This is a genomic window from Afipia sp. GAS231 (genome assembly GCF_900103365.1).
Lineage (GTDB): Bacteria > Pseudomonadota > Alphaproteobacteria > Rhizobiales > Xanthobacteraceae > Bradyrhizobium.
In genome coordinates this window covers 3,983,787-3,996,484 of the sequence record NZ_LT629703.1, presented here as the reverse complement: position 1 = coordinate 3,996,484, position 12,698 = coordinate 3,983,787, and the positions used below count along the sequence as shown (strand labels likewise).

At 62.1% G+C, this 12,698-nt stretch carries 12 protein-coding genes; 6 read left to right on the top strand and 6 right to left on the bottom strand.

The genetic code is table 11. The annotated features are described in order from the left end of the window. The first annotated feature begins 508 nt into the window (after window positions 1–508). From BLS26_RS18895 to BLS26_RS18885, 3 genes are all read left to right on the top strand, one after another. Window positions 509–1,234: a Crp/Fnr family transcriptional regulator gene (locus tag BLS26_RS18895; RefSeq protein ID WP_092513598.1), complete on the top strand. Its 726-nt coding sequence runs from the start codon at window positions 509–511 to the stop codon at window positions 1,232–1,234. 303 nt (window positions 1,235–1,537) lie between these two features. Beyond that, window positions 1,538–1,930, top strand: coding sequence for a response regulator (locus BLS26_RS18890; protein WP_092513596.1), 393 nt, complete (start codon window positions 1,538–1,540; stop codon window positions 1,928–1,930). A gap of 211 nt (window positions 1,931–2,141) precedes the next feature. Continuing rightward, on the top strand, window positions 2,142–2,387 hold the full coding sequence (locus BLS26_RS18885) for a hypothetical protein (protein WP_092513594.1): 246 nt from the start codon (window positions 2,142–2,144) through the stop codon (window positions 2,385–2,387). Window positions 2,388–2,633: 246 nt separating this feature from the next. Here the strand turns inward: BLS26_RS18885 and BLS26_RS18880 are convergent, their stop codons facing one another. Next, the gene (locus BLS26_RS18880; RefSeq protein WP_092513592.1) at window positions 2,634–3,254 is read right to left on the bottom strand and encodes a helix-turn-helix transcriptional regulator; all 621 of its coding nucleotides are present in this window, start codon (window positions 3,252–3,254) and stop codon (window positions 2,634–2,636) included. A gap of 681 nt (window positions 3,255–3,935) precedes the next feature. On the opposite strand from BLS26_RS18880, the gene BLS26_RS18875 reads away from it, so the two are divergent. Next, window positions 3,936–4,382 carry a hypothetical protein gene (locus BLS26_RS18875; protein ID WP_092513590.1) on the top strand — a complete coding sequence of 149 codons (447 nt, stop codon included), beginning with the start codon at window positions 3,936–3,938 and terminating at the stop codon, window positions 4,380–4,382. 32 nt (window positions 4,383–4,414) lie between these two features. Here the strand turns inward: BLS26_RS18875 and BLS26_RS18870 are convergent, their stop codons facing one another. Both BLS26_RS18870 and BLS26_RS18865 read right to left on the bottom strand, forming a co-directional pair. Continuing rightward, a complete protein-coding gene (locus tag BLS26_RS18870; protein ID WP_092513588.1) occupies window positions 4,415–4,621 on the bottom strand; it encodes a hypothetical protein in 207 nt (68 codons plus the stop codon). 90 nt (window positions 4,622–4,711) lie between these two features. Beyond that, the gene (locus BLS26_RS18865) at window positions 4,712–5,731 is read right to left on the bottom strand and encodes a glycoside hydrolase family 3 N-terminal domain-containing protein (protein ID WP_092513586.1); all 1,020 of its coding nucleotides are present in this window, start codon (window positions 5,729–5,731) and stop codon (window positions 4,712–4,714) included. A gap of 149 nt (window positions 5,732–5,880) precedes the next feature. Here BLS26_RS18865 and BLS26_RS18860 point away from each other — a divergent pair, with 149 nt between their 5' ends. After that, on the top strand, window positions 5,881–7,950 hold the full coding sequence (locus tag BLS26_RS18860) for an acetoacetate--CoA ligase (RefSeq protein ID WP_092513584.1): 2,070 nt from the start codon (window positions 5,881–5,883) through the stop codon (window positions 7,948–7,950). 43 nt (window positions 7,951–7,993) lie between these two features. Here the strand turns inward: BLS26_RS18860 and BLS26_RS18855 are convergent, their stop codons facing one another. Next, a complete protein-coding gene (locus BLS26_RS18855; RefSeq protein ID WP_157676493.1) occupies window positions 7,994–8,572 on the bottom strand; it encodes a hypothetical protein in 579 nt (192 codons plus the stop codon). 10 nt (window positions 8,573–8,582) lie between these two features. Further along, window positions 8,583–10,100: a papain-like cysteine protease family protein gene (locus tag BLS26_RS18850; RefSeq protein ID WP_092513580.1), complete on the bottom strand. Its 1,518-nt coding sequence runs from the start codon at window positions 10,098–10,100 to the stop codon at window positions 8,583–8,585. Window positions 10,101–10,608: 508 nt separating this feature from the next. On the opposite strand from BLS26_RS18850, the gene msrA reads away from it, so the two are divergent. After that, window positions 10,609–11,121: a peptide-methionine (S)-S-oxide reductase MsrA gene (msrA, locus tag BLS26_RS18845; RefSeq protein ID WP_092513578.1), complete on the top strand. Its 513-nt coding sequence runs from the start codon at window positions 10,609–10,611 to the stop codon at window positions 11,119–11,121. Between the two features lie 76 nt (window positions 11,122–11,197). Here msrA and BLS26_RS18840 read toward each other — a convergent pair whose 3' ends face one another. Further along, on the bottom strand, window positions 11,198–12,625 hold the full coding sequence (locus BLS26_RS18840; protein ID WP_092513576.1) for an MATE family efflux transporter: 1,428 nt from the start codon (window positions 12,623–12,625) through the stop codon (window positions 11,198–11,200). Between the last annotated feature and the right edge of the window lie 73 nt (window positions 12,626–12,698).

Here is a 12,698-nt window from a genome sequence, read left to right as displayed (position 1 = left end):
GTCTGCCCTCCAGGGTGTATAGGGATGCTCACGCAACCTTTTGTCGAATCGAGCAGGGAAATATTCGAGCCGACATCCGGCGCGGTGTGTCGCGGGTGCGAGACCGTTCGAGTCCCGCCTTCGACACGCGACAGAATGCCTGTGCTATCGCGCCCACCCAATCGCCTGAGGCAGACCAGACGCCAGCGGCGTTTCAGCGCGCGTGTCCGCTTTTTAAAACCGTCGAAATGATCCAGGCGTAAACGATCGGCGTACGGCGTAACGCCGTGAGGATTGCATCGGCACATCCGCGCCGGGCCGCCAGGCTACCCCAATCGTCTAACGACCGCGCCGGAACGGCCCGTCAATTCTCCTTGCCAAGCTTACGACCCCGGATCATCATCTCCAGATTAGGAATGTACGCATTGGGAACCAGCCGGCAGGAACGGCTTGATCCACAAGGCTTTGCCCATCAGGGTCTGCCACGAGGCTTAGCTGGAAGGACATACCTATAAACAGGGAGACTGCTATGGAATCAGCCCCCCGTTCACCGAATGGATTTCTGTCTTCGCTGACTGCGGACGACTTTGAATTGATCCGCCCTCACTTGCGCACCGTCGATCTCCACCAGGAGATGGTGCTGGTTGAGGTCGACGAGACGCTCAAACGCGCTTACCTGCCGCACCGCGGCGTGATCTCGCTGGTGGTCAAGCTCGCACGCGGCGAACACGTGCAGATCGCGATGGTCGGCCGCGACAGCATATTCGGTTCGTTCTCCGCCCTCGGCGACGCCGTCGCGCTCAACAGCGCGGTGGTGCTGGTACCCGGGGTGGCATCGACGATCGACATCGACCAGCTTCGCGCGGCGGCCGACCAGAGCGCAATGTTCCGCGCCGCGCTGGCCCGGCATGGACTGGCGGTCTATGCGCAGATTCAGCAAACCGCAGGCTGCAATGCCTCCCACACGGTGGAATCCCGGCTGGCGCGATGCCTGTTGCAGACGCGCGACCTGTCCGGCAGCGACAAGCTGGTGCTGACCCAGGAATCGATGGCGCAGATGATCGGCGCGCGCCGCAACAGTGTGTCGCTGGTGGCCAGCACGCTGCAGCAGGCGAACTTCATCCACTACAGCCGCGGGCATATCGAGATTACCAATCTGGACGGCCTGATCCGGACGTCCTGCGAATGCTATGGAACCGTGAAGGCCCAGTACATGAGGCTGCTGCATCCACGCATCCGCTGCGCCGCGGCGTGACGACTTGCGCACCAGCCAAGTCCCGATCTTTCTGAGCCCCGAACGCTCTGATATGCTTTCCAAAGTCTTGCGCGCGAGGATTGCGCCAGGCCGCTATCGGCGGCCGTTTACCCCGTATAATTACTACCAGCCCGCAGGTTTCGCGGCCGGCCCGTCCGGCCCGGAATTAACGCGCTGTTCAATGAGCCCTGTTAATTGTCACGTTGCTGACGGGTGCGAGTACGAGATAAGCGGCGAAGTCTTTCGCATGCTGCGCGCATTCACCCGTGTTCAGCGTCTTGTGAATTGCGCGGAGTTAAAGACATGGCTTTTGATTTGTCGATGCCGATCCTGGTGGTCGATGACTACAGCACCATGATCCGCATCATCCGCAATCTTCTCAAGCAGCTCGGGTTCGAGAACGTCGACGACGCCAGCGACGGATCGGCGGCGCTCGCCAAGTTGCAGACCAAGCGATACGGCCTCGTGATCTCCGACTGGAACATGGAACCGATGACCGGCTACGACCTGCTCAAGGAAGTCCGCGCCAGCCCGGAATTCTCGAAGACGCCCTTCATCATGATCACGGCGGAATCCAAGACCGAGAACGTCATCGCGGCGAAGAAGGCCGGCGTGAGCAATTACATCGTCAAGCCGTTCAACGCCGCGACACTGAAGACCAAAATGGAAGCCGTGTTTCGCGGCTCGGCCGACTGACATCGTGGCGGGGTGTAACGCCTCATCCTGACGGAAAACGCATCGCCGCCGGCCGCAAGCCGGTATCGGCAAAGACCCACCCATCACAAGATCTGTTTCTGACATGGCCGGGCCGGCGCGTGGTGCGCTCTGGCCGTACTTCTACGGCGTCGGATTTTCACAATCAGCTAATATTGAGTAGCGATAGTCGCGTGGACTGAAGGAGTACCTCATGTTCACGTTCGAAACGAGCGATCAGAAAGAAGCGCGGCGTTTCCGTATCGCGCAGTTCAACGGCAGAACCGCAACCGCTCGCGCAGCCGGCTCGGCGGTCACCGGCCACGTTCGATCGATCGTGGAAAACAAAGCGAGCGTTCCGGCCGCCTGGACGATCACGATCGTCCCGGAAGAGCCCAAGGCATCCGTCGCGTTGCGGCCGTCGCCCCGCGTCCGGTCCTTCGCGGAAGATCTCTGCTAGAGCCTCTCTCTGCTAGAGCCTCATCGGTTCTGATTGAATCAGAACCGGGCTCTGCTCTTTTGTATTGACGCGTTTTCTTGACGCGAAGCGGCGTCCACCCCCGGATCAAGTCCGAGGGCATGCTTCGCTCGAAAACGCCATCGGCAGTAACGGCCCTGTCCGCACCGCAACGCGCATCTTTGTGCGTCGGCCGGCCATAGCGCTCCCAGCCCGACGATGGATGTATGGAGCGTGATGGTTGGGAGATCAGGCGGGCTGCAGCAACGCCTTGCGCACGAGATCGGCGGTGTTGCGGGCGCCGAGCTTGCGCATCGCCTCGGCGCGATGGCTCTCGAACGTCCGCGGGCTGATGTTCATTCGCAAGGCGCCCTGCTTGTTGGAACAACCCTCGCTGATCAGGCTGAGCACTTCGCGCTCGCGCTTCGTCAGCGGCTTCTGGCCCGACTCGGTCGCGAACATCACCCCCGACGTACGTCCGACATCCCTGCTGCGGCCGCCCTGGCTTTCCCGGCCTTGCTGGTGATCGTAATCGGGAGCCGGCGCCGGATGACTATCCGAGATCTGCTTGACCAGGGCGCAGACACGTTCGGTCTGCTGAAGCGCGTTTTCGACGACCTGTTGCAGGTAAACGCGATTGCCGGGCGCTTGCCCAAATTGGTGGCTGTGCTGCTTGATCTCGTTCATGTAGAGCAGCAGCGCGGTCAACGGGCCGTTCAACTGCCGGGCGATCGCAGCCCCCGCCTCTTCGGTCGCCCGAACCCGCGCGGCGGACAGATGGACAAAGTCGAGATTGTCTTCCAGGGGCGTGATGTCTTTCACCCACTTTGAAAAGTGCGAATCACCGGCTCGATGGTCTGGGTGTGACATATAACTAAGTTATCGGTTCGATTCTCGTTCATGGTTAATTTCGTCGCCAGTAAGAATACGGGGCAAACCCCGAACTTCGCCGCGTGGCTGCCGGAACCTAGCGAAAACGCGCGAAAAGCACCCGAAAACGCCGCATTTTGGCGCCGAAGTCCGTAATTTTGCGGATCAAATATATTTACGCCTGACCGCGCCACCCCCGGTATTTTCACTGGGATCGCATTTACCTTCTTAATGGAGCCCGATCGATTTGGACGACGTGCGCAGCTTTGTCGCAGTGCAGCTACGCGTGATGCGCGAGCGAGCGCGCCGGGCGACATTCCAAGGTTGAAATTTTGCAAAGGTTGAAATTTTGCAGGGGTTGAAGTTTTGCGACATCAGGCGCGCGGGCGCTTGAGGAATTTTCCCAGGAACCGTCCCGAGACCACGAACCTGAACCACCAAAAAACCAGCCGTCGCGTTTTCATCGGTTCCACCCACGGGGGCCGAGACGGCCCGCGGAACGCCTTTGATAGCGCGGACGCAGCAACGCCCCTGTGAGCTGTTTCACAATCGATCGTCGAAACACCGTCGCCGGCGGCCGCGTCGACGCGATTTTGCGCCGATTACGATTTACAGGCTTTGCCGGCCTCGCGATGATCGAGGTTCTCAATCATCGGCAAATCATCAAAACGGGAGACGGCGATGTCGCAAGGCAAGGGATATTGGATCGCAATGGCGGCATTGGCCGGCACCCTGGCGTTTGGTTCAGGCCTCTCGTTCGGTTCAGTTGTCTTGGCGCAGACCGCACCGGCTCCGGCGGAGAATGCCGCGCCGACGGCGGACAATGCCGTGCTGCTCACCGTGTTCCTGAAGCACGATCAGTCCCGTCCCCTAAGCGAACTCAATGCACAGCTTGAGCGGCAGGGCTATTACAAGGCTTTCCCGCCGGCCGGCATCGAAGTCGTCAGCTGGTATGTGATGATGGGGATCGGACAGGTGGTGACGCTGCGGCTGCCGGCATCGCGGCTACGCGAGGTCAATCGCATCATGGAGAACAGCGCCTGGGGCAGCTATCACACCGAGTTTTATCCGACCTACGACTACAAGGCGATCGGCATCGCGGCGCACGACAAGGCGCAGGCGCAATAGGCAATGGTTGATTGATTCAGATCAGCGGCGGATCAGCCGAGCCTGGAGATCTGTTCCTCGGTCACGACGCGCTCGACATTCTCGGTCTTGCTCTTGATGCGGTAGCGCGGGCGGCCGTCGGATTCGATCGGCAGGCAGGAGACGATGGTATAGATGCTTCGTTCCTTCACCGTCGCGCGGCCCTGGGGGCCCTGCAACTGGTGGTGAACGTCGTCATTGATCGCGTAATTGTGGGCCATCGTCGGTCTTTCGGGGGTTGAAAAAAGGCTTTTAGTCTCAATGGCCTCGTAAGGCAACATGGGTTTGGCCGGGCATCGCGACATCATTAATTACGCCGTGGCCGGCGTATCAGCCAAAAGCGCCTTTCGCTGGCGGACTCGTTCGATTGATCGCCCGATCGCGGCCGGAGCCAAAGTTCCATCGCGCAATCCCTGCCCGATATATTCGGCGATTCCGGCCATTTCCCGCTCCTGGTCGAACAGGTTGTTGCCGATGCAGAGCATGTCCATGCCGGCCCGGAGCGATTGCAGGCTGGCCTCCCTTGTTCCCAGCGCCTTCTGCAGTCCCTGCATCTGCATGTCGTCGGTGATCAGCAGCGTTTCGGGAAGGCGCTTGCGCAGACGACCGAGGCCTGCCGCCGACAAGGTCATCGGATGATCGGGGTCCCATTGCCGGACGATGGCGTGACTGACCAGCACCGCATCGCCAAACATTCTGGGCGCCAGCGCATAGAACAGCTCTTCCTGTTCGGGAACCAGCGAATCCGAAATGTCCATGAACTCCTGGTGCGAATCCACCAGCGCGCCGCCGATGCCGGGAAAGTGCTTCAGGCACAGGCCGATCCGCTGCTCGCGCGCGACCTCGCTGGCCAATAGCGCATTGGCTTCGACTTCGGCGATGTCGGCGGAGTAGGAACGCTTGACCCTCCCGATATTGGGATTGTCAGGATTGTAATCGACGTCAATCACCGGCGCGAAATCGTAGGCAATGCCGAGCTGTCGCATCTCGGCAAAACTCGCGGTCAGGATTTTGCGCTTTTGAGCCACCGCGAGATGGTTGAACTCCTTCGCGCTCGGCAGCGGCGCAAAGCCGCGGCCTTCCTTCAGCCGCCGCACCAGCCCTCCCTCCTGATCGATGAACACCATCGGGTGGGACGGCAGACGCGCGATCTCGCCGCAGAGCCGGCGCACCTGCTCGGGGGATTCGATGTTGTTGTCGTATTGCCGGGTCTGGCAGGAGTAGTCGAACAGGATCACGCCGCCGAGGCCGTAACGTTCAGCGAATTGGTGCAGCCACGCCGGAATGGTCTTGCCGAAAAAGCCGAGAATGAAGAGTTCGCCGATTTGCATTCCAGCGCTTTCGCCAACCGGCCAAGACGTTGCTGTCAAGACGTTGCTGCCAAGACGTTTCCGCCATGACGTTCCTGCGCCGATTCTTCTATGTTAAAAGCGGGCGCTTGAACAGCGGACGTCCCCGGGCAGCACGAACAGAAGAGATCATGACAGCATCGACCATTCCGCAAATGGCGCGTTACCGCCAATGGCTCGGCGAGCAACGCGGCCTGCACTTCCAGGACTATGAAGCGATGCGGCAATGGTCGGTTCGCGAGATCGATGCGTTCTGGCAAAGCATCTGGGATTATTTCGACCTGCGATCGCCGACGCCGCATAGCGCGGTGCTGGCGCAGCGCAAGATGCCGGGCGCGGTCTGGTTTCCGGGTGCACAGGTCAACTATGCGCGCCAGGTGCTGCGGCATGTCGAAGCGGCGCATGCGGCAGGTCAGCCCGCGATCGTCGCCTGCGGCGAAGACGGCGTGTTGAAGGAAACAAGCTGGCCCGAACTGCGGCGCAAGGCGGCGGCGCTGGCAATGCACCTGAAGGCACAAGGCGTCCGCTCCGGCGATCGCGTGGCGGCCTACCTTCCCAACATCCCCGAGACCATCATTGCCTTTCTCGCCACCGCCAGCATCGGCGCGGTGTGGAGCGTCTGCGCGCCCGATATGGCAGCACCCGCGGTGATCGATCGCTTCAAGCAGATCGAGCCGAAAATTCTGATCGCCTGCGACGGCGTTACCTATGCCGGCCGGCGACACGACCGGCGGCAGGTGATCGACGAGCTGCGGCGATCGCTGCCAACAGTTGAACATGTCATCATCCACAGTGACAGCGCGGATCGCGGCGCCGGCTCCGATGTCCTGCTGTCGACCATCCTGTCGGCGACCGGCGCCGCGATCGACGCGTTCGAGCCGAACTGGTTGCCGTTCGATCATCCGCTCTGGATCGTCTATTCCAGCGGCACGACGGGGTTACCCAAGCCGATCGTGCACGGCCACGGCGGCGTCGTCATCGTGGCGCTGCCGCTCAACGTACTGCACAACGATATCGGCTGCAGCTACGGTGAGGAATCGTTCGGCGAGCGTTATCACTGGTACTCGTCGACCGGCTGGATCATGTGGAATTGTCAGGTCGCCGGCCTGCTCAACGGCACCACGATCTGCGTCTTCGACGGCAGCCCAAGCGGGTCGAAGGAAAATCCGGACTGGGAAACGTTGTGGCGCTTCGTCTCAAACTCGAAGGCGACGTTTTTCGGCGCAGGAGCTGCGTTCTTCGCCGGTTGCACCAAGGCCGACGTCGACCTCGGCGCCAGTGGCGACCTTTCGCGCCTGCGCGCGCTCGGCTCGACGGGATCGCCGCTCTCGGCCGACACCCAGCAATGGTTCAGCGCGCGCTTCGCCCGCCTTGCCGAGACCAATGGCAGCGCCGCGCAACGCGACATCTTCTGGGCCAACATGTCCGGCGGTACCGACTTCGCCGGCGCCTTCATCGGCGCCAACCCCGAATTGCCGCAGACGCCGGGCCTGATGCAGTGCCGGCTGCTCGGCGCCGCCGTGGAGGCCTTCAACGAACAGGGCCGCGGCGTCATCGAGGAGGTCGGCGAACTCGTCTGTACCGAACCGATGCCCTCGATGCCGCTGAAGTTCTGGAACGACGAAGGCGATGCGCGCTATCGCGGCAGCTATTTCGACACCTACCCGGACAACTTCGACGGTACCGGCCGCGGCGCGGTCTGGCGCCATGGCGACTGGCTCAAGATCAACACCGACGGCTCCTGCGTGATCTATGGCCGCAGCGACGCCACCATCAACCGCCATGGCCTGCGGATGGGCACCAGCGAACTCTATTCGGCGATCGAAGCCTTGCCGGAGGTGCTGGACTCGATGGTGGTCGACCTCGAATATCTCGGCCGCGAAAGCTACATGCCGCTGTTCGTGGTGTTGCGGGAAGGCATTGCGCTCGATCGCGCGATGCAGACACGCATCAACAATGCGATCGAAGCCGGCCTGTCGCGGCGGTTTCTTCCCAACGAGATTTTCGCCGTGGCCGAGATCCCGCGAACGCTGTCCGGCAAGAAGCAGGAACTGCCGATCAAGAAACTGCTGCTCGGCCAGCCGCTGGAGAAGGTCATCAACAAGGACGCGATGGCCAATCCCGGCTGCCTCGCCTGGTATCTCGATTTCGCGGCGAAGCACTTGCAGAAGAACGCGAGCGCGGCGTCGACGGCCCGGTGAGGTCAGCGGCGACCTGTCGTCGGCGCGCCCGGCGCGGCGTGATTTATGGCGCGCTTCGGCTGGCTTGGCCGGCCTTGTATCTCAGCTCCTCGATCAGCCGGGAGGCGGGAACCGGTTGGCCGACCTGCGCGTCCACCGGAGATGGGTCAAGCGGCACCAGCAGATCGCCGAGTCCGCCGACCTTATGAAGCCAGAGGGCAGTGACATATAAGCCCGGCACGCGGAGAAGCCGCGGCTCGAAGTCATCCTTGCTCACCTCGGGCAGCGCACGCGCTGATCGAAGCGCATCCGCGGTTGAGCCGACGACGCGGCCTTCATTGAAGGCGGAGAGGACTTGTTCGTCACCGGTCCCGGTAGGAACCGCTTCCGCGGAAGCGACGGCTTTGTCGCCGTCGTGCACGAGAAAGAGCCATCCGGTCGGCTTGGCCGCCTCCAGGTCTTTGCTGGCCACCAGATCGTTGAGACCCAGCGTGAACACCTGAAGGGGCTCAACAAGCTGGAGCGGCCCGGTAGATTTGCGCAACGCAGGGATCCTGAACGTTCTGTGCTCGGCGAAATTCCGGAAGGTCGATTGGACGGCCTCGGTCGCCTGGGACGGGGGAGACGGAGTGAGAAGGGCCATCGGAAACTCCTCAATATTTGGAGTAGTAGGTGTGCGTCCACGTACCGCTGCCCTGATACTTGGTCTGCAGCGTGGCGTAGTTGACGTTCGAGCGGCCGTAGATCGGATCGTCGACGGTCACCCAATCGATCCCTCCGGCGGAATAGTGACCCATGATACACAGGAAGTGAGCGCCGCCGCCTGACCAGGCGACTCTAATCCCAAGCGGGCGCGCGAACGTCACCTCAGTCTCGATCTGGGCGATGCTGGCCACGGTCCCCACCCAATGGTCGAAATGGCCGACCACGGCGAGTGCCTGGTCGAGATAGCTTGGCACGTTGCACGGCCCGGACGCCCCCGCACCACAGCAGTCGTTCCGGCCGAGCTCATTGTTGGCGACCGCGCACTGCGTCCAGCCGCTTGCCGGCTTGTAGAACAGCGCGACGCTGGTTGCAGTTGCCGCCCAGCACCAGTTCGATTGCTGCTGGTGCTGCATCGAGAAGTCGATCTCGTCGAGCCACCAGATCGTGTCGACGTGGTGATCTGTCCCTACCACGAATACGTCCAGGATGTCCGGGTAGCGGCTTAGTGCGTTGACGGAAGTGTTCGGGGCGACAACTCCCCCGGCAATCTGGAACCAATTGCTCCACCCGCTGCTGACGTCCCACCAAACACTGTAGACGCCATGATTCGTGCCCACGGCAAAGACGTCGAGGTGATTGGGATAGCGGGAAACGACGCTGATCGACGTGTTGGGCGCGGCAACCCCGCCACTGACGTTAAACCAGTTCGCCGCCCAACCGCCGTTGGCGTCCCACCAGATGCTGTAGATCTTGTGGTCGGTGCCGACGGCGAAGACGTCCATGTGCGTGGGGTATCGGGCCACGGCTGCAATAGAGGTGTTCGGGGCCGCAGCACCGCCGGCGACCCTGAACCAGTTCGCCCATCCCCCATTAACGTCCCACCACGTGCTGTAGATGCCGTGGTCGGAACCGACCGCAAAGAGATCGATATGGTTGGGGTTGCGGGCAAGCGCCGTGATCGACGTACCGGGGGCCGCGACCCCGCCGCTCACGTTGAACCAGTTCCCTGCCCATCCGCCGTTGGCGTCCCACCAGATGCTGTAAATCTTCATGTCCGTCCCTACAACGAACAAGTCGAGATGGTTGGGGTTGCGGGCGATGGCCGCGACCGAGCTGCCGGGGGCAGCGGTACCGCCAGCGACCCTGAACCAGCTCCCCGCCCATCCACCGTTGGCGTCCCACCAGATGCTGTAGATCCCGTGGTCCGACCCCACCGCGAACAGGTCGAGATGGTTGGGGTTACGGGCAACCACCGTGATTGTCGTCCCCGGGGCCGCAACACCGCCGGCGACCCTGAACCAGTTTGACCAGCCCGTGGCGATATCCCACCAGGCGCTGTAGATCCCGTTATCGGTGCCCACGCAGAAGACATCCAGATGCTGCGGATATCTGGCGATCGAGGTAATTGAGGTGCCAGGCGCTGCGACGCCGCCGCTTACGCCGACCCAGTTCGGAGCCCAACCCATTGTGTACTCCTCTCTAATGGAGCCGCTGTTTTTCGGAATCGTTCCTCAGACTGCAAGAAGGCGTAAACTGTCATCACGGCGAAGAGGCTCATGCTGACGACCACCGCAGTGGCCACAGAGACGTGATCGCCATCGTCGGATCGGTGCTCGCAGAGTTGGCGTCGCGCGGATCATCTCGCTCATGGCCTGCTCCTGGCTGTGTGGTGCCGGAAGCTCCCTTTGGAGCGCCCGGCATCGGTGAGCGGTTCGTTTCGACCACCAATATCTACACCCCCCGCAGCCCCGCGTATGTGAACTACACCACAACCTAAGGCTTTATGCGCCTGCGTCACGCATGAGTGAACAATCACCGGCAGGTGTTTGCTCGTGGAAACGACATGTCCTTTGATCCAGCGCCCAAGAGAGTTTCGCGGGCGCGGCGTGAGCTGATCGCCACCCCGCAACCCGTTGAACGCGGTATCTATCGGTCATACATAGGACCGGTCGGGCAAACCAAGGGAGAACCGAGATGGCTGAGAAGACCGAGCGGGCTGTTCTGGCCGGTGGATGCTTTTGGGGCATGCAGGATCTGATCCGCAAAATGAGCGGCGTGATTTCGACCCGCGTCGGCTACTCCGGCGGCGACGTTCGCAACGCCACCTATCGCAACCACGGCACCCATGCCGAAGCGATCGAGATCGTCTTCGACCCGCGGCTGCTCAGTTATCGGCAACTGCTCGAGTTCTTCTTCCAGATCCACGATCCGTCAACGCGCAACCGTCAGGGCAACGACATCGGCATGAGCTATCGCTCGGCGATCTACTACACCAGTCCCGAGCAGGAGCGCGTCGCCCGCGACACCATCGCCGATGTCGATGCGTCAGGCATCTGGCCCGGCAAGGCCACCACCGAAGTTGCGGCCGCCGGCGATTTCTGGGAAGCCGAGCCCGAACATCAGGATTATCTCGAACGCTATCCCGACGGCTACACCTGCCATTTCGTCCGTCCGGGCTGGCGCCTGCCGCAACGCAAGGTCGGGTAAGGACAAATCCGGGCGGATGCACCCCTCAATACGATCGCCTCGCAACGGCGTGGCAATCGTCGATCGAAATGGCGCGTTACTCATAGCCGGAGCGACGGAGCAAGGGTGGCAGCGCGCACACGCCAAAAGCGACCATTCCCAGCGCAACCGCAAAGAAATTCCAGATAATGTCGGCCTTGAGCCAGACCACCGCATAGCCGCCGAGCACCGCGATGGCGGCCCTGAGTAGCGCGGCGAGGACCGAGGCCTCCATGCGCCGGGTCGCCTGTCCGACGCAGTAAAGAGCATAACCGAGCCCGAAGAATCCAAAGAACGGCCCGACGCGGTGCAGGTATTCTGCGCCGACTTGCAGCACGGATGGATCCTGGCTGAACAGTCCGATCCATGCTTTCGGAAAGGCAGCGGCCGTCAGTCCGATCAATTCCGTCAGGGCGAAGGCCATCGCTACACCGATCCAGGATGCCTTTACGGCTCGTTCTACCTGACCGGCGCCGAGGTTCGCGCTGATCACGATTCCGACGGGACCGCCGATGCCGTAGGCCAGCGGCACCAGAAGAAATTCGAGCCGTGAGCCCGCACCATAGCCGGCCAGGGCCTCGACGCCGCCCGTTGCCACATAGGCCGTAACGATCGCGAGCGTCAGATTCGTGGTGCAGGAGACGATGGCCGACATGCCGCCGACACGGAGAATGGCGAGCGCCGGCGCCAGCGAAAGTCTTGGCACGCGAAACGACGGCTTGAGCGCGCCAAACCCACCCCAGAGATAGGCGGCGTAGGCCAACGTTCCCAACGCATAATACACCAGCATCGCGACGGCGCCGCCCGAGGGACCAAGCCCCGGATAGCCAAAGGCCCCAAAGATCAGTGCCGACGAAAGCGGGACAAGCATCAATCCGCCGCCACAGACCACGATCACCGGAACCTGCAAGTTGCCGGTGCCGCGAACCACCGCCATCAGCAGGTTGAACAACCAGATCACCGTGGCGCCCGCAAAAATGATCAGCGAATAAGAGACGGCGATCTCCAGGGCATTTCCGGAGACGCCCATGTGCGCGTACAGGGTCGGACCCAGCGCCACCATGACGGCCGTCGTCGCAAGGCCGAGCGGAACGCCCAGCAGGACGGCGTACCAGGCATATTCGCTGGCCTCGCCGATCCGGCCGGCCCCGAGCACGCGTGCAACGGTCGTGACGATGCCGCCGCCGAGCGCGCCCTGCGCGACGGCGACCACCAGCGAAACCAGCGGAAACACCGGCGAGACACCGGCCAGGGCATCGACGCCCGTTCGCGACACGAAATAGACCTCGAGCAATCCAATCAGGATCTGGACGATCATCACCGTGGAGTTGGGCACGGCAAGCCGCAGGATCGTCGGCACGATCGGCTTCGCCAGCAGCATCTGGGTGCGGGCGTCCGTCTCCACCGCACGGGCGCGAGGCTTGCCGCACGCTGTGGATGACGAAAGCTGGCGCGGTTGAGGTGACAGGACACAGGACGCTTGCATGGCTGACGCTCCATCTTGGAGCCTATGCAATTAGTCCCGCGATGACCGCGCATCGAACGATAAGATTTGACAG